This is a genomic window from Burkholderia sp. BE17, from assembly GCF_009362305.1.
Classification (GTDB): Bacteria; Pseudomonadota; Gammaproteobacteria; order Burkholderiales; family Burkholderiaceae; genus Burkholderia; species Burkholderia pyrrocinia_C.
Map to the genome: position 1 here is coordinate 385,369 of NZ_WHNU01000001.1, position 16,675 is coordinate 402,043.

At 65.6% G+C, this 16,675-nt stretch carries 19 protein-coding genes; 6 read left to right on the plus strand and 13 right to left on the minus strand.

Going from position 1 to position 16,675, the window contains the following annotated elements; translation table 11 throughout:
* Window positions 1–68 precede the first annotated feature (68 nt).
* The 3 genes from GD429_RS01810 to GD429_RS01820 all read left to right on the plus strand — a co-directional run bounded on the left by GD429_RS01810 (window position 69) and on the right by GD429_RS01820 (window position 2,646).
* Window positions 69–1,328, plus strand: coding sequence for a M48 family metallopeptidase (locus tag GD429_RS01810; protein WP_152855400.1), 1,260 nt, complete (start codon window positions 69–71; stop codon window positions 1,326–1,328).
* Window positions 1,325–2,266 carry a ribosome small subunit-dependent GTPase A gene (gene rsgA / locus GD429_RS01815; protein WP_152855401.1) on the plus strand — a complete coding sequence of 314 codons (942 nt, stop codon included), beginning with the start codon at window positions 1,325–1,327 and terminating at the stop codon, window positions 2,264–2,266. The genes GD429_RS01810 and rsgA overlap by 4 nt, the downstream gene beginning before the upstream one ends.
* Before the next feature lie 62 nt (window positions 2,267–2,328).
* Window positions 2,329–2,646: a hypothetical protein gene (locus GD429_RS01820; RefSeq protein ID WP_034183057.1), complete on the plus strand. Its 318-nt coding sequence runs from the start codon at window positions 2,329–2,331 to the stop codon at window positions 2,644–2,646.
* A gap of 63 nt (window positions 2,647–2,709) precedes the next feature.
* On the opposite strand, the gene GD429_RS01825 is transcribed toward GD429_RS01820, so the two are convergent.
* The 6 genes from GD429_RS01825 to rpsP all read right to left on the minus strand — a co-directional run bounded on the left by GD429_RS01825 (window position 2,710) and on the right by rpsP (window position 6,838).
* Window positions 2,710–3,648, minus strand: coding sequence for a CobD/CbiB family protein (locus GD429_RS01825; RefSeq protein ID WP_152855402.1), 939 nt, complete (start codon window positions 3,646–3,648; stop codon window positions 2,710–2,712).
* Between the two features lie 120 nt (window positions 3,649–3,768).
* Entirely contained in the window at window positions 3,769–4,455 is a 687-nt protein-coding gene (locus GD429_RS01830; protein ID WP_034183055.1) for a CoA pyrophosphatase, read from the minus strand.
* Between the two features lie 87 nt (window positions 4,456–4,542).
* Window positions 4,543–4,935, minus strand: coding sequence for a 50S ribosomal protein L19 (rplS, locus tag GD429_RS01835; protein ID WP_011883860.1), 393 nt, complete (start codon window positions 4,933–4,935; stop codon window positions 4,543–4,545).
* A gap of 132 nt (window positions 4,936–5,067) precedes the next feature.
* Window positions 5,068–5,862 (minus strand): tRNA (guanosine(37)-N1)-methyltransferase TrmD, encoded by a 795-nt coding sequence (gene trmD / locus GD429_RS01840; RefSeq protein WP_152855403.1) that lies wholly within the window; start codon window positions 5,860–5,862, stop codon window positions 5,068–5,070.
* 1 nt (window position 5,863) lies between these two features.
* On the minus strand, window positions 5,864–6,541 hold the full coding sequence (gene rimM, locus GD429_RS01845) for a ribosome maturation factor RimM (protein WP_152855404.1): 678 nt from the start codon (window positions 6,539–6,541) through the stop codon (window positions 5,864–5,866).
* 42 nt (window positions 6,542–6,583) lie between these two features.
* Window positions 6,584–6,838, minus strand: coding sequence for a 30S ribosomal protein S16 (gene rpsP, locus GD429_RS01850; RefSeq protein ID WP_006476550.1), 255 nt, complete (start codon window positions 6,836–6,838; stop codon window positions 6,584–6,586).
* A gap of 152 nt (window positions 6,839–6,990) precedes the next feature.
* Between rpsP and GD429_RS01855 the strand changes: the two genes are divergently transcribed.
* Together GD429_RS01855 and GD429_RS01860 are read left to right on the plus strand one after the other, a co-directional pair.
* Entirely contained in the window at window positions 6,991–8,130 is a 1,140-nt protein-coding gene (locus GD429_RS01855; RefSeq protein ID WP_152855405.1) for a PQQ-dependent sugar dehydrogenase, read from the plus strand.
* 109 nt (window positions 8,131–8,239) lie between these two features.
* Window positions 8,240–8,707: an NINE protein gene (locus GD429_RS01860; RefSeq protein WP_034183440.1), complete on the plus strand. Its 468-nt coding sequence runs from the start codon at window positions 8,240–8,242 to the stop codon at window positions 8,705–8,707.
* A 52-nt stretch (window positions 8,708–8,759) separates the two neighbouring features.
* Here the strand turns inward: GD429_RS01860 and GD429_RS01865 are convergent, their stop codons facing one another.
* Window positions 8,760–9,938 (minus strand): PA0069 family radical SAM protein, encoded by a 1,179-nt coding sequence (locus GD429_RS01865; RefSeq protein ID WP_152855406.1) that lies wholly within the window; start codon window positions 9,936–9,938, stop codon window positions 8,760–8,762.
* Window positions 9,939–10,028: 90 nt separating this feature from the next.
* Window positions 10,029–10,517, minus strand: a complete 489-nt coding sequence (locus GD429_RS01870; RefSeq protein ID WP_012492860.1) for an Lrp/AsnC ligand binding domain-containing protein — start codon at window positions 10,515–10,517, stop codon at window positions 10,029–10,031.
* A 145-nt stretch (window positions 10,518–10,662) separates the two neighbouring features.
* Here GD429_RS01870 and GD429_RS01875 point away from each other — a divergent pair, with 145 nt between their 5' ends.
* Window positions 10,663–11,949 carry a D-amino acid dehydrogenase gene (locus tag GD429_RS01875; protein ID WP_152855407.1) on the plus strand — a complete coding sequence of 429 codons (1,287 nt, stop codon included), beginning with the start codon at window positions 10,663–10,665 and terminating at the stop codon, window positions 11,947–11,949.
* A gap of 103 nt (window positions 11,950–12,052) precedes the next feature.
* Here the strand turns inward: GD429_RS01875 and GD429_RS01880 are convergent, their stop codons facing one another.
* From GD429_RS01880 to GD429_RS01900, 5 genes are all read right to left on the minus strand, one after another.
* Complete coding sequence (locus GD429_RS01880) at window positions 12,053–12,988, minus strand: electron transfer flavoprotein subunit alpha/FixB family protein (protein WP_152855408.1); 936 nt, start codon at window positions 12,986–12,988, stop codon at window positions 12,053–12,055.
* 16 nt (window positions 12,989–13,004) lie between these two features.
* A complete protein-coding gene (locus GD429_RS01885; RefSeq protein WP_152855409.1) occupies window positions 13,005–13,754 on the minus strand; it encodes an electron transfer flavoprotein subunit beta/FixA family protein in 750 nt (249 codons plus the stop codon).
* A 228-nt stretch (window positions 13,755–13,982) separates the two neighbouring features.
* A complete protein-coding gene (locus tag GD429_RS01890) occupies window positions 13,983–14,777 on the minus strand; it encodes a MetQ/NlpA family ABC transporter substrate-binding protein (RefSeq protein ID WP_152855410.1) in 795 nt (264 codons plus the stop codon).
* 29 nt (window positions 14,778–14,806) lie between these two features.
* Window positions 14,807–15,460, minus strand: coding sequence for a methionine ABC transporter permease (locus tag GD429_RS01895; protein ID WP_006486982.1), 654 nt, complete (start codon window positions 15,458–15,460; stop codon window positions 14,807–14,809).
* Window positions 15,450–16,484: a methionine ABC transporter ATP-binding protein gene (locus tag GD429_RS01900; protein WP_152855411.1), complete on the minus strand. Its 1,035-nt coding sequence runs from the start codon at window positions 16,482–16,484 to the stop codon at window positions 15,450–15,452. Before GD429_RS01900 ends, GD429_RS01895 begins: the two co-directional genes overlap by 11 nt.
* Window positions 16,485–16,675 lie beyond the last annotated feature (191 nt).

Genomic DNA, 16,675 nt, shown 5'->3' on the forward strand with positions numbered 1-16,675 from the left:
GGCAACGCATCTGCGGGCCCGGTCCGCAAGAACATATAATTCTCGCATAGAACCCTTTGGCGCCTTCGATGTCACCCTTTTCGTTCACCCTGCTGTTCGCGCTCGCCGTGCTCGCGATGGTCGTCACCAAGCTGTGGCTCGCGTCGCGGCAGATCCGCTTCGTCGCCGCGCACCGCAACGGCGTGCCCGCGCAGTTCAGCGCAACCATCCCGCTGACCGCCCACCAGCGCGCGGCCGACTATACGGTCGAGCGCACCCGGCTGACGATGCTCGAGATCGTCGTCAGCGCGGCCGTGCTGGTCGGCCTCACGCTGCTCGGCGGCGTCGGCGCGCTCGACACGCTGCTGACCGGCTGGCTCGGCCGCGGCTACGGGCAGCAGGTCGCGCTCGTCGCCGCGGTGCTCGTGATCATGAGCGTGATCGACGTCCCGTTCGAGTATTACCGCCAGTTCGGCGTCGAGCAGCGTTTCGGCTTCAACCGGATGACGAAGCGGCTGTTCTTCACCGACATGCTGAAAAACTCGCTGCTCGGCGCCGCGCTCGGCCTGCCGCTGCTGTTCGTCGTGCTGTGGCTGATGAACCAGGCCGGCAACTTGTGGTGGCTGTGGACCTGGATCGTCTGGGTCGCGTTCCAGATGCTCGTGTTGCTGATCTACCCGACCTTCATCGCACCGCTCTTCAACAAGTTCGAACCGCTGAAGGACGACGCGCTGCGCTCGCGCATCGAATCGCTGATGAAGCGCTGCGGCTTCGCGGCGAAGGGGCTGTTCGTGATGGACGGCAGCCGTCGCTCCGCGCACGGCAATGCGTACTTCACGGGCTTTGGCGCATCGAAGCGAATCGTGTTCTTCGACACGCTGCTCGCGCGCCTGTCCGGCCAGGAAATCGAAGCCGTGCTCGCGCACGAACTCGGCCATTTCAAGCGCCGCCACGTGATGAAGCGGATGCTCGTGTCGTTCGTGCTGAGCCTCGTGCTGCTCGCGCTGCTCGGCTGGCTTGCGCAACGCGCCTGGTTCTATACGGGGCTCGGCGTCACGCCGTCGCTCGACACGAGCAACGCGGGCGCCGCGCTCGTGCTGTTCTTCCTCGCGATTCCCGTGTTCCTGTTCTTCGCGACGCCGTTCAGCAGCCTCACGTCGCGCAAGCACGAATTCGAGGCCGACGCGTTCGCGGCCAGCCAGACCGACGCGCAGGATCTCGTCAGCGCGCTCGTGAAGCTCTATGAGGACAACGCGTCGACGCTGACGCCGGACCCCGTCTACACGGCCTTCTACTACTCGCATCCGCCCGCATCGCAGCGGATCGACCGCCTGCTGCAGCTCGCATGAGCCGGCCGTCTTCCCGCAAACCGGCCCCGCGCGCGTCGGGCGCGCAACGTGTCGAAGGCCGCGTGATCGCGGCGCACGGCCGCCACTACATCGTCGCGCCCGACGACGGCGGCCCGATGCTGCAGTGCTTTCCGCGCGGCAAGAAGAGCGACATCGCGGTCGGCGACCGCGTCGTGTACGAACACGCGTCGGCCGACCAGGGCGTGATCGTCGAGATCGGCGAACGGCGCAACCTGCTGTACCGTTCCGACCAGTTCAAGTCGAAGCTGTTCGCAGCCAACCTCGACCAGTTGCTGATCGTGCTCGCGACCGAGCCCTATTTCAGCGAAGACCTGCTCGGCCGCGCGCTGATCGCCGCCGAGGCGAACGAACTGAAGCCGCTCGTCGTACTGAACAAGATCGACGTCGAAGCCGCGCTGCCGGTCGCGCGAGAGCGCCTCGCGCCGTACCGTGCACTCGGCTACGACGTGCTCGAGCTGTCGGTAAAGGGCTCGCCCGACGACGCGCGCGCACAACTGATGCCGCACCTCGCCGGCCATTCGACGATCCTGCTCGGCCAGTCCGGGATGGGCAAGTCGACGCTCGTGAACCTGCTCGTTCCCGATGCCGAAGCCGCGACGCGCGAGATCTCGGCCGCACTCAACAGCGGCCGCCACACGACGACGTTCACGCGCCTCTACCCGCTGGAGGGCGGCGGCGCGCTGATCGATTCGCCGGGCTTCCAGGAGTTCGGCCTCTACCATCTGACTGAAGGCCGTCTCGAGCGCGCGTTTCCGGAGTTCCGGCCGCTGCTCGCGGACTGCCGTTTCTATAATTGTCATCATCTGCACGAGCCTGGCTGCGCGATTCTCGAAGCGGTCACCGATGGCCGCATCGCGCCGTCGCGGCACGCACTGTACGCGCAGCTCGTGCACGAGGCGAGCCAGATCGTCCGCTGATCGCGCGACTGGGGCACGACGGCCGGTGCCGTTCGGGCCGGCCTTCATCGACAGGAGCCGCCATGCGTTTCAAGGCACCCGATCTTGCGACGGCGCAGCATTGGGCCAACGTGCTCCAGGTGGCCGGCGTCGGTTGCGAGCTGCATAACTGCTACGCGACCGGCGCACTCGGCGGCCTGCCCGCCGACGCGTGCACGCCCGAGCTGTGGCTCGACGACGAACGCGACGACGCGCTCGCCCGCCGGCTGCTCGATGCCGCGTCGCACGGCCCGTCGGCCGGCGCCGCGCCGTGGCGCTGCCGACAGTGCGGCGAAGCGCTCGAGGCCCAGTTCACCGCGTGCTGGCAATGCGGCGCCGTGCGCGATCCGCTCGACGACTGACCCACAGCAAAAAGGCCGGCATCAAGCCGGCCTTTGCGTTTCATCGGGCGCTGCGCTGCCCCGTCACGACACCCAGACGGCGAGCGTCAGCATCAGCAGCAGGATCATCCACAGGATCACCGCACGCCAGACGAGGCCGACCGCCGACTGCAGCGTACGCGGCGTGCAATCGTCACCGACCGTCAGCGGACCGCTGTCGCCGACTGCCAGCGCGTCGAGGCTCGACGGTTCCGCGAGCGGCCCCGCGAGACGCGCACCGAGCGCCCCGCTGCCGGCTGCCAGCAGCACGCCGTCGTTCGGGTCGGGCCACTGGCGCGTGTGGTTGCGCCACGCGTAGATCGCATCCTCGAAATTTCCGACGATCGCGAAGCCGAGTGCGGTCAGTCGCGCGGGAATCCAGTCGATCACGAAGAACGCGCGTTGCGCGAACGTCGAGAAAGCGGCCGTGCGGTCGTCGCCCGGCGTCGACCAGCTGCGCGCGAGGTATTCGGAAATCCGGTACAGCACGGCGCCGGCCGGCCCGATCGGCAGCACATACCAGAAGAACACGCCGAACACGTGGCGATGCGATGCGACAACCGCGTGGATCAGCGTATGGCGGACGATTTCGCCGACCGGCATGTCGACCGTGTCGATGCCCGTCCACTCGCGCAGGATTTCGCGCGCGCGCGGCACGTCGTCGTTGTTGAGCGCGAGATGGATGTCGGTGAAGTAATGACTGAACTGGCGGAAGCCAAGCGTGAAATACACGACGGCCACGTTCCACAGGAACGCGAGCACGAAGCTCACCTTGTACAGCAGGAAATAGATCAGTGCGACGACCAGCACCCACGGCAGCACGACCGCGAGCCACGCGAGGATGCCGTGCTTCTGCTTGCCTGCGTCGAGACCATGCGCGACGGTCTCCGCATGAAACTGGAACAGCGCGAACACCGGATTGTTCGGCGACAACGCGCGGACCTGTTCGATGATGAGGGCGAGGAGAACCGAAAAGAAAGTCATGCGTGGCGCCGTCTTCGGAGTTATGTCATTTTTTGCATAACGATAGCACAGCGTAAGCCGCGCATGGCTGCCGGCGCGGTCGCCCGGCGGCCGGCCGCGCGCGTGAGCCGGTGCGCGCGTCTATGCGGCGGCCAAGAAGCGGTACAGATTGCGAAACATGGCGGCAGTTGCGCCCCAGATGAAGTAATGCCCGCCCGGTTCGCCGTTCGGATAGGGCATCGCAAAAAAACGACGCTCCCCGCCTTCCCAACGGAACACGCGGACCTGATGGTTCGCGGGATTCATCAGGAACGCGAGCGGCACCTCGAAGATCTCGGCGACTTCGAACGTGTCGGCCTGCACGGTGAACGGCGGATGCACGAGGCCGACCACCGGCGCCACGCAGAAGCCGGTGCCGGTCAGGTAGTCGGGCAGCGCGCCGAGGATCTCGACGCGTTCGGCGGCCAGCCCGATCTCTTCCTTCGCTTCGCGCAACGCGGTGGCAGTCGCGTCGCGATCGAACGGTTCGCGACGGCCGCCGGGAAAGCTGATCTGCCCGGCGTGGTCGTTCAGGTGGTCGGCGCGCTGGGTCAGCAGCACGGTGAGGCCCGACTCGCGGGTGACGAGCGGCACGAGGACGGCCGCGCTGCGCGGATCGACGCCCTCCTGCAGCCTCGCCTCTCCGGGCTCGACGTTCCAGTCGAGCGTGCGCGCGAAACGATCGCGCAAGCCGGACGGCGTCATCAGGCGGGGATCGATGGCGGGCAGGCCGGCGCCGGTGCCTTCGACCGGCAATACTTCGGGATCGATGATGGGGCGGCGGTTCAATGGGGCTCTCTGGTTCGTGTCGTATCGAGCATATTGTCGCGCCAGAATGAAAAAAGCACCCGGGTGGGTGCTTTTTCCTTACAGCTCTTACTCTTGGGAAGCTGCTGCGGTGCGATCCTTCGACACCAGCTTTTCCTTGATACGAGCCGACTTGCCCGAACGCTCGCGCAGGTAGTACAGCTTCGCGCGACGCACATCACCGCGGCGCTTCACGACGATGCTTGCCAGCAGCGGCGAGTACGTCTGGAACGTACGCTCGACGCCTTCGCCCGACGAGATCTTGCGGACGATGAAGTTCGAGTTCAGGCCACGGTTGCGAATCGCGATCACGACGCCTTCGTAAGCCTGAACGCGCTTGCGGTTACCTTCAACCACGTTCACGTTCACGATCACCGTGTCGCCCGGGGCGAATTCGGGGATCGTCTTGCCGGCGAGCGCGCGCTCGATTTCTTCCTGCTCAAGTTTTGCGATGAGGTTCATCACTGACTCCTATTGCCATCGTGTCGGCGTTTGCACCTGCCTGCTCCCAGGCCGGCCCCGATAGAGGATGGATTCACATCAGGCGCCGCACACGCATGCACGGCACCGCCAATTCCCGCCCGCGACGCCGCCTCAGGAGGCGTTCTTCGCTTCGCGTGCGAGGTTCGCGAGCCATGCCTCATCGGCACGGCTCAACAACTTTTCGCGACGCGCCCGGACGATCAGGTCCGGCCGCTTCTGCAACGTATTCCGCAATGCTTCCTGGCGCCGCCACCGCTCGATCTCGGCATGATGCCCGCCGAGCAGCACGTCCGGCACGCGCACGCCGTCATATTCCTCGGGGCGCGTGTAGTGCGGACAATCGAGCAGGCCGTCGACGAAACTGTCCTGCACGGCCGACTGCGAATCGTTCAGCACGCCGGGCAGCAGCCGCACGACCGCATCCATCATCGCCATCGCCGGCAGTTCCCCGCCGGACAACACGAAATCGCCGAGGCTGATTTCCTCGTCGACGCAACGGTCGAGCAGGCGCTGGTCGATCGCTTCATAGCGGCCGCACAGCACGACGACACCCGGCTCCTGCGCCATCCGCACCGCTCGCTCGTGCGTGAGCGGCGCGCCCTGCGGCGACATCATCACGACGCGCGTGCTCGCGATGCCCTGCTCCGCCTGCGCTGCTTTCGCGGCGCCGATCGCGGCTTCGAGCGGCCTGGCCAGCATCACCATGCCCGGACCGCCGCCGTACGGACGATCGTCGACCGTGCGGTAGTTGTCCGTCGTGAAATCACGCGGGTTCCAGGTGCGCAGCCCGAAGCGCCCTTGCTTGACGGCCCGGCTGGTGATTCCCCAGTCGGTCAGTGCGCGGAACATCTCGGGAAAGAGCGTGACGACGTCGAACTGCACCGCGCTCTCGGTAACCTGGTTCATTTCAGTAATCGGCTTCCCAGTCGACGACGATGCGACGCGCCGCCTGATCCACCGTTTTGACGTATACGCCGACAAACGGAATCAACCGTTCGTCGGTGGTCGGCTGACCGTCTTTGCCGGTTGCCGGATACTCGACACGCATGATCGAATGCACGCCGTTGTCGATCATCCCGCTCACCTTCCCGAGCGCCACCGATTGCTCGTTGACGACATCGAGACCGATCAGGTCGACCCAATAGAATTCGTCCGCGGCCAATGCCGGGAAATCTTCCCGGCGCACGAACACGCGAAAGCCGCGCATGGCCAGCGCGGCATCGCGGTCGCTGACGCCCGCGGGTTGCGCAACGACGGTGTCGCTGTGCGTCTTCGACTGCATGATGCGGACGGAAAGCCGCTCCGCACCGCGTTCCAGCCACCAGCGGCGCGCGTTGAGCAGCGCATCGCCGCCGCGACCGGCGTCGGCATGCGTCGCCACCTTGATCCAGCCCTTAAGGCCGTAGGCGTCGACCACCGCCCCGACCTCGACAGCATCGTCGGGCCAGGCTTGCGTCGCTTCGAGACCACCCTGTTCGGCAGCCTGTCCGGCGTTCGCGACAACGTCGCGCTCGACCGGCTTGCGGACGAATGCGCCGAATGACGCACGCCCGCGCCTTGCATTACCGGAATCGTGACCCGCCATCAACGCACCTCACAGCCGGCACGACCGGCACACCGTGCCATGTTAGGCAGCCGGTTGCGCCTTTTGCGCTTCCTTCACGAGACGCTGGACGGTCGGCGACAGTTGCGCGCCAACACCTTGCCAGTACGTCAGGCGGTCTTGAGCGATACGCAGCGATTCGCCCTTCGTAGCAACCGGGTTGTAGAAGCCGACGCGCTCGATGAAGCGGCCGTCACGACGGTTACGCGAATCGGTAGCAACGATGTTGTAGAACGGGCGCTTCTTCGAGCCGCCACGAGCCAGACGGATGATAACCATATGATGTCCTTCGGAAAACCGGGTTCGAAACTACTGAAACACGCGATTATAGCCGGAAACCAGAGGCACAACAAACACTTACGCGCAAAAAATCCACGGACGGCCCGTCCGCCGGGCATACAATCGTCGTGTCCAGGACGCTCCCGACCGTCATGCCGCTCCTTCGCGCCGCCCCGGCGCGCCACGCGCAGCACCGTTTCATGCCGCTGCTTGCCGGCCTTGCCTGCCTCGCGTTCGCAACGGCGTTCGCCGCGCCGCTACCGGTGGACGAACTCGTCGTGCCGCCCGGCTTCCACGTGGACGTGCTGACCGACGCGGTACCGACTGCGCGCGAAATGGCGTGGTCGCCGCGCGGCATCCTGTATGTCGGCACGCGGGAAGGCCGCGTCCATGCGTTCGAGATGCACGAGGGCCGGATCAGCGCGCGCCACGTGATCGCGTCCGGGCTCGACATGCCCGTCGGAGTAGCCTACCGCGACGGTGCGCTCTATATATCAGCCGTGTCGCGCATCCTGCGCCTCGATCGCATCGACGACCGGCTCGCCAAGCCACCGCCCCCTGTCGTCGTGACCGACGCGCTGCCGACCGAACACCATCACGGCTGGAAATTCATCGCGTTCGGCCCCGACGGCAAGCTTTACGTGCCGACCGGCGCACCGTGCAACGTCTGTCTCGCCGATCGCAGCCGCTACGCGATCATCGCGCGCATGAAGACCGACGGCAGCAGAAGCGAGGTTGTCGCCCGCGGCGTGCGCAATACGGTCGGCTTCGCATGGCACCCCGATTCGGGCGAGCTCTGGTTTACCGACAACGGGCGCGACATGATGGGCGACGACGTGCCCGACGACAAGCTCAACCGTGCGCCTCGCGCCGGCCTCGATTTCGGTTTTCCGTATTGTCATGGCGGCGATACGCCCGACCCCGAATTCGGCAGCGCCGACGTATGCCGTCGTTATGTGCCGCCCGTACTGAAACTCGGCGCGCACGTCGCGGCGCTCGGCATGCGCTTCTATACCGGGCCGATGTTTCCGGCGTCGTATCGCAATAATGTGTTCATCGCCGAACACGGCTCATGGAACCGCAGCACGAAGGTCGGTTACCGCGTGATGCGCGTGGTCGTGTCGGCGGACGGCAGCCAGGCGCGCCAGACCCCGTTCGTCACCGGCTGGCTGCGGCCCGACGGCACGGTGTGGGGACGCCCGGCCGACGTGCTGCCGCTGCCGGACGGTTCGCTGCTCGTGAGCGACGACTACGCAGGTGCAATCTACCGCGTAACCTATGCGGCACCTTGACGCAGGCCGGGGGTGACCGGGCCTGACCGGGCATCGTAGAATGCGTGCCGGGCCGCGCGCCCGCGCCGGCCCGCAGGCCACCCATGCCAACGACAATACGCCGCCATCCATGTCCAGCAGCACCGCACCGTCCCGCCGCTTCCGTTCCAAGACGCTCACCGCCGCCCTCGCATTCCTGTTCGGATCGCTCGGCGCGCACCGCTTCTATCTGTACGGCTTTCGCGACGTGTACGGCTGGGCGCACCTGCTCGCGACGATCGTCGGCATCCCGGGCTTCCTGCTGCTCGCCGCGACCCAGCGCAGTGCCGGTCTCGGCTGGTGGCTCGCGGTACCCGGCGCGATCTCGCTGCTGGCTGCGTTCCTCGCCGCACTCGTCTACGGGCTGCGCCCCGACGAAAAGTGGGACGCGCAATTCAACGCGGAAACGGGCAAGCACAGCCGGTCGGGCTGGACCGTGATCTTTGTCGTGATCTTCTCGCTGCTGATCGGTGCGTTCCTGCTGATGACCGCGCTCGCGCTGTCGTTCCAGACGTATTTCGAATCGCAGGTCGAAGCGGCAAAGCAGATTTCGCAGTAAGCGCAACGAACGCGACGCGCCAGTGCCGGCGGGCACCGGGATTGCGCGCCGCTTAGAACAGGTTCAACTGCATGTCGTCGCGCGACTTCGCGCCGGCTGCGCGAACTGCAACGCGCGGCGCGGGCACCGCGGCGGCCGGCGCGCCGCGAAACTGCGACAGATCGAGGATGCCGTTCGTGCGCTCGTTCAGCCCGAGCCGCTTGACGGCCTGGCGGAACCGCTGCCGCAACAGGTCGGCCCAGATCCCTTCGCCCTTCATCCGTTTCGAGAAATCCGAGTCGTAGTCTTTCCCGCCGCGCATGTCGCGCACGCGATTCATCACGCGCTCCGCGCGATCGGGAAAATGCGCGGCGAGCCAGTTCTTGAACAGCGGCGCGACCTCCCACGGCAACCGCAGGATGATGTAGCTTGCGTGCGTTGCACCCGCTTCCGCGCACGCTTCGAGCACGCGCTCCATATCGGGCTCGGTGACGAACGGAATCACCGGCGCAATGCTCACGCCGACCGGCACGCCCGCATCGCGCAGTGCGCGGATCGTGCGCAACCGGCGCGCCGGTGTTGCCGCCCGCGGCTCGAGCGTGCGCGAGAGATCGGCATCGAGCGTCGTGATCGTGACTGCCGCCATCACCTGCCCGCGCTCGGCCATCGGCGCAAGCAGGTCGAGATCGCGCTCGATCAGCGACGACTTCGTGATCGCGGCGAACGGCAACCCGCGATCGTGCATCACCTGGATCACGCTGCGCGTGATGCGCAGGTCGCGCTCGACCGGCTGATAGGCGTCGGTGTTGACGCCTAGCGCGATCGGCTCAGGCACGTAATGCTTGCGCGAAATCTCGCGCTCGAGCAGTTCGGCCGCATTGACCTTCGCGTAGATGCGGCTTTCGAAATCGAGCCCCGGCGACAGGCCGAGATAGCTGTGCGTCGGCCGCGCGAAGCAGTAGATGCAGCCGTGCTCGCAACCGCGATACGGATTGAGCGATACGCTGAACGGAATATCGGGCGACTGGTTGTGCGTCAGGATGCTCTTCGCACGCTCCTCGAACACCTGCGTGCGCAGTGGCGCGGGGAAGTCGGCATCGTCCGACTCGTGCGTCCAGCCGTCGTCGACCGCTTCGCGCTGAGCGAGCTCGTACCGCCCCTGCAGGTTGTCGACCGCACCGCGCCCCTTGCGGGGCACGGGCGGCGCTACCGGAAATTCGTTGTCGGACCGATCGTCCATGTGCCCACCCATTCGCCTGCGCCCAATACTGTACATTTATACAGTATTGGGCGCAGCATGCCAAGGGTGGGATAAGGGGCCCGGTAACGGGCCGCCGGCACGTCACTCGCCGACCGCGATCGTCAGCGTTTCCTTGATTTCCTCCATCACGACATAGCTCTTCGACTGCACGGCGCCGGGCAACTGCAGCAGGATGTCGCCGAGCAGCTTCCGGTAGTCGGCCATCTCGCCGATCCGCGCCTTGATCAGGTAGTCGAAATCGCCGGATACGAGGTGGCATTCGAGTACCTCGTCGATCTTCATCACTTCCCGACGAAATTGCTCGAACATGTTGCCGCCCTTGTGGCCGAGCGTGATCTCGACGAACACCAGCAGCGCGGCACCCAGCTGGCCCGGGTCGACCCGTGCGTGATAGCCGGTGATCACGCCGTCCCGCTCCATGCGCCGCACGCGCTCGATGCAAGGCGTGACGGTCAATCCGACCTGTTCCGCGAGGTCTTTCATCGCCATCCTGCCGTCGTCCTGGAGCAGTTTGAGGATGCGCCGGTCGAGCTTGTCGAGCGAGCGTACGGGCTGACGTTGCGTTCTCATTTGTTTCTGCTGAAAACCTGAAAAATACGATAACAAAACCTACACATTCGACAATACCATAGCTCAAAAAACTAGATCAGCTAGAGGTTACACGGAGCCGCGGGTGCGCCCGGCCTCGATCTGGTCCCTTCCATCTGGAGCAGCTATGCGAGTCGTCATTCTGGGCAGCGGTGTAGTGGGCGTGGCAAGCGCGTATTACCTCGCGCGCGCCGGTCATGAGGTCACTGTGATCGACCGGGAAGCCGGCCCCGCGCTCGAGACGAGCTTCGCGAACGCGGGCCAGATCTCCCCCGGTTATGCCGCGCCGTGGGCCGCGCCCGGCGTGCCGCTGAAGGCCGTCAAGTGGATGTTCGAAAAGCACGCGCCGCTTGCGATCCGTCTCGACGGCACGCGTTTCCAGCTCCAGTGGATGTGGCAGATGCTGCGCAACTGCACGACCGAGCGCTATGCAGTCAACAAGGGCCGCATGGTCCGCCTCGCCGAATACAGCCGCGACTGCCTGCAGGCGCTGCGCGCCGACACCGGCATCCAGTACGAAGGGCGCACGGGCGGCACGCTGCAGCTGTTCCGCACGCAGCAGCAACTCGACGGCGCGGCGAAGGACATCGCCGTGCTGCAGGAAGCGAACGTGCCGTTCGAACTGCTGTCGCCGGCTGACCTGAAGAATGCCGAACCGGCGCTCGCCGCCGTGTCGCACAAGCTGACGGGCGGCCTGCGCCTGCCGGGCGACGAAACGGGCGATTGCCAGTTGTTCACGACGCGCCTCGCGGCGCTCGCCGAATCGCTCGGCGTCAAGTTCCGCTACAACACGCCGATCGACGCGCTCGCGATTGCCGGCGGCAAGATCGCCGGCGTGCAGTGCGGCAGCGAGACGGTGCGCGCGGACGCGTACGTCGTCGCGCTCGGCTCGTACTCGACCAGCTTCATCTCGAACCTGATGAAGATCCCCGTCTATCCGCTGAAGGGCTATTCGATCACCGCGCCGATCGTCCACGAAGCGGCCGCGCCCGTGTCGACCGTGCTCGACGAGACCTACAAGATCGCGATCACGCGTTTCGACCAGCGCATCCGCGTCGGCGGCATGGCGGAAATCGTCGGCTTCGACAAGAACCTGCGCGCGGCACGCCGCGAAACGCTCGAGATGTGCGTGAACGACCTGTTCCCGGGCGGCGGCGACACGTCGAAGGCGACGTTCTGGACCGGCCTGCGCCCGATGACGCCGGACGGCACGCCAATCGTCGGCCGCACGCCGGTGTCGAACCTGTTCCTGAACACCGGCCACGGCACGCTCGGCTGGACGATGTCGTGCGGTTCGGGCCAACTGCTCGCGGACCTGATCTCGGGCAAGAAGCCGGCGATCCAAGCCGACGACCTGTCGGTGCACCGTTACCTGAAGGAAGTGGCCGGCCAGACGCGCCCGGCATACGCATAAGCCGCGGCGGCCCGCAGCAATGCGGGTCGGCCGGCATCGAAAAAAAAGGGGCGCTCGTAGCGCCCCTTTTTCCGTGTGCTTACCGCTGAAGCGTCACGCCGCGTCAGCCGAGCTCGGCCACGAGTTCCGGCACGAGCGCGAACAGATCGCCGACGAGGCCGTAGTCGGCCACGCTGAAGATCGGCGCTTCCGGATCCTTGTTGATCGCGACGATCACCTTCGAATCCTTCATGCCTGCCAGATGCTGGATCGCACCCGAGATGCCGACCGCGATATACAGCTGCGGTGCGACGATCTTGCCGGTCTGGCCGACTTGATAGTCGTTCGGCACATAGCCTGCATCGACTGCCGCGCGCGATGCACCCAGTGCCGCGCTCAGCTTGTCGGCCAACGGCTCCAGCACCTTCGTGTAGTTCTCGCCGCTGCCCAGACCGCGGCCGCCCGACACGATGATGCTCGCGCTGGTCAGTTCCGGACGGTCCAGCTTCGTCACTTCGCGGCTCACGAACTGCGACTTGCCTGCATCGGCCGCCGCTTCGATCTTCTGGACCGCTGCGCTGCCGCCTTCCGCTGCAACCGGATCGAAACCCGTCGCGCGCACCGTGATGACCTTGATCGGGTCGCTCGACTGCACCGTCGCGATTGCGTTGCCTGCGTAGATCGGGCGCTCGAACGTATCGGCACTGTCAACAGCCGTGATATCGGAGATCTGCGCGACGTCCAGCTTCGCAGCGATACGCGGCGCGATGTTCTTGCCGTACGCCGTCGCCGGCGCGAGGATGTGCGAGTAGTCCTTCGCGATGTTCAGCGCGGTCGCTTCGACGTTTTCCGCGAGGCCCGCTTCGAGCTGCGGCGCGTCGGCCAGCAGCACCTTCGAAACACCCGCGATCTTCGCTGCCGCGTCTGCAGCCGCTTGCGCGTTGTGGCCCGCGACCAGCACGTGAATGTCACCGCCGATCTTCGCCGCCGCCGCCACCGTGTTCAGCGTCGCGGCCTTGATCGACGCGTTGTCGTGTTCTGCAATCACCAGAATCGTCATTTCTTTCCGCTCCCTCTTACAGCACCTTGGCTTCGGTCTTCAGCTTCTCGACCAGCGTCTTCACGTCCGGCACCTTCACGCCGGCCGCGCGCTTCGGCGGCTCGACCACCTTCAGCGTCTTCAGACGCGGCGCGACGTCCACGCCCAGGTCTTCCGGCTTCACGATTTCCAGCGGCTTCTTCTTCGCCTTCATGATGTTCGGCAGCGTCACGTAGCGCGGCTCGTTCAGGCGCAGGTCGGTCGTGATCACCGCCGGCAGCGTCAGCGACAGCGTTTCCGCGCCGCCGTCGACTTCACGCGCAACCGTCGCCTTGCCGTCGGCAACCGTCACCTTCGACGCGAACGTCGCTTGCGGCAGGCCGGCCAGCGCAGCCAGCATCTGGCCCGTCTGGTTCGAATCGTCGTCGATTGCCTGCTTGCCGAGGATCACCAGCTGCGGCTGCTCCTTGTCGACCAGCGCCTTCAGGATCTTCGCGACGGCCAGCGGCTCGACGCTGTCGGTCGACTCGACCAGGATCGCGCGATCCGCACCGATCGCCAGCGCCGTGCGCAGCGTTTCCTGCGCCTGCGTGACGCCGACCGACACCGCGATCACTTCGGTCGCGACGCCCGCTTCCTTCAGGCGCACGGCCTCTTCAACGGCGATCTCGTCGAACGGGTTCATCGACATCTTCACGTTCGCGATGTCGACGCCCGTGTTGTCCGACTTCACGCGGACCTTCACGTTGTAATCGACCACTCTTTTCACTGGCACCAGGATTTTCATGCACACGCTCCAAAGTTACGAATACGACCAGAGGCCATTCTATAGCGAGGCCTCATGACTGCGCGGCCAAGCGGACCCATCCATCGTGGCTGTCGAGGATACCGCTTCTTGGCGACGCGCCAATGATAGCGAACGGTCGTTCTATTTTAAAAGAGAAAAAAACCGGACGCAAAGCCCGGGTTTTCGATCATCGACTCTAATCCCGCCGGGCGCCCCGTGCTCCGCCCGCTACCAGGCGGCGATGACCGCGCCGCCGAACTTGGCTTCGATGAACTGCTTCACGTCGACCGAATGATAGGCCGCGATCAGTTTCGCGACCCACGGCTTGTTCCGGTCCGCGTCGCGAATCGCGAGGATGTTCGCGTACGGGCCGTTCGGACCCTCGATCGCGATCGCGTCTTGTTTCGGTTTCAACCCCGCTTCCATCGCGTAGTTGGTATTGATCGCGGCCGCGTCGACGTCGCCGAGCGAGCGCGGAATCTGCGCCGCATCGAGCTCGACGATCTTCAGCTTGCGCGAATTGTCGACGATATCGAGCGGCGTCGCCTTCAGCCCCGCATCCGCGCGAAGCTTCAGGAGACCCTGCTTTTGCAGCAACAGCAGCGCACGGCCGCCGTTGGTCGGATCGTTCGGGACCGCGATGCGCGCGCCGGGCTTCAGTTCGGCCAGCGACTTCACGCGCTTCGAATAGATGCCCATCGGGAACGTGACGGTATCCGCGACCTTGATCAGCTTGTAGCCGCGATCCTTCACCTGCGCCTGCAGATACGGATCGTGCTGGTAGCTGTTCGCGTCGAGGTCGCCCGACGCGAGGGCCGCGTTCGGCTGCACGTAATCGGAGAATTCGACGATGCGGATCTCGAGGCCGCTCTTCGCCGCAACCTTCTTCACCGCTTCCATGATCTGCGCGTGCGGCCCGCCCGTCACGCCCACCTTGATGGTTTCGGCCTGTGCGTGCGCACCCGCGAACAGCGCGGCTGCGCCGAGTGCCACTGCGAACTTCAGCATGAAACGTCGTTGCATCGTCTCTCCCCTAATGGATCAATTTCGTCTTATTTGTGGCTCAGCCGGCGGACGAGCCAGTCGCCGAACGACTGCACGATCTGCACGAACACGATCAGGATCGCGACGACCGTCCACATCACTTCCGGCAGATAGCGCTGGTAGCCGTAGCGAATCCCGAGATCGCCGAGCCCGCCGCCGCCGATCGCGCCCGCCATCGCCGAATAACCGACCAGCGACACGAACGTGATCGTCAGGCCCGCCACGACGCCCGGCAGCGATTCGGGCAACAGCACCTTGAATACGATCTGCGACGTGGTCGCCCCCATCGATTGCGCAGCCTCGATCAGACCGCGGTCGACTTCGCGCAGCGCCGTCTCGACGAGACGCGCGATGAACGGCGCAGCCGCCAGCGTCAGCGGCACGACCGCCGCGGCCGTGCCGATCGACGAACCCGTGACGAGCCGCGTAAACGGAATCACCGCGACCAGCAGGATGATGAACGGCGTCGAGCGGACCGCGTTCACGATGCCGCCGAGCACGCGATTCACCGCGAGGTTCTGCAGCACGCCCTGGCGATCGGTCAGGTAGAGCAGCACGCCGAGCGGCAGACCGACGAGCGCGCCGACCGCCCCGGAGATGCCGACCATGATCAGCGTCTCCCAGAACGACTGCACGAACATATCGAACATCTCACTCAACATACGAAAGCTCCTCTACCACCACACCTTGCTCGCGCAGGAACGCGAGCGCCTGCCCGACCTTGCCCGGCTCGCCACCCGCGAGCACCGCGAGCGAACCGAATGCCTGCCCCTGGATCTCGTCGATCTGGCCGTGCAGGATGTTGAAATCGAGTTCGTAACGGCGGATCGTCTCCGACAGGATCGGCTGGTCGACACCCGAGCCCGTGAACGCGAGCCGCAGCAGATGCCCGCTGCCCGTCTTCAGCCGCTCGGCCACGCGCACCTTCAGCGCGGGCGGCAGTTCCTGCGCGATCACGTCGCCGATCAGCGCGCGCGTCACTTCGTGATGCGGCTGCAGGAACACGTCGATCACGCGGCCTTCCTCGACCACACGCCCCGCATCGAGCACCGCGACGCGATCGCACACCTGCTTGATCACTTCCATCTGGTGAGTGATCAGCACGATCGTCAGGCCGAGTTCGCGGTTGATGCGCTTCAGCAGGTCGAGGATCGAACGCGTCGTCTCGGGATCGAGCGCGGACGTCGCTTCGTCCGACAACAGCACCTTCGGCTGGCTCGCGAGCGCGCGTGCGATGCCGACGCGCTGCTTCTGTCCGCCGCTGATCTGCGACGGGTAACGATCCTTCTGCGCGGACAGCCCGACGAGGTCGAGCAGCGGCAGCACGGCGGCCTCGATGTCGACACGGCTTGCGCCGGCCAGCTCCAGCGGCAGTGCGACGTTGTCGAACACCGTGCGCGACGACAGCAGGTTGAAGTGCTGGAAGATCATGCCGATCTCGCGGCGCGCCTCGCGCAGCGCGCCGGCCGGCAGCAGCGTGAGATCGCGCCCGCCGACGACGACATTGCCTTCGGTCGGCCGCGTGAGCAGGTTGATGGTGCGCACGAGCGTGCTCTTGCCGGCGCCGCTTCGGCCGATGATGCCGAACACCTCGCCCTGCGGGATCGTCAGGTTGACGTTGTGCAACGCCTCGACCCAGCCGCTCGGCCCGGGGAAACGCTGCGAAAGATTGCGTAATTCGATCATGTAAACAAAACGGCGGCCGGCCGGCGAGCAGGCCCGCCAGTCGGCCACCGATGCATCTGGAATAGCCGGCGATTTTACCGCAAACCCCTCATTCCCCTTAATAATCGATTTCGATCTTTTCATAACCTCACGAAATTAGAGGGGCGCCGCTGGCCCGTCGCGACAATGCCGCGACTATGATCCGGAACACC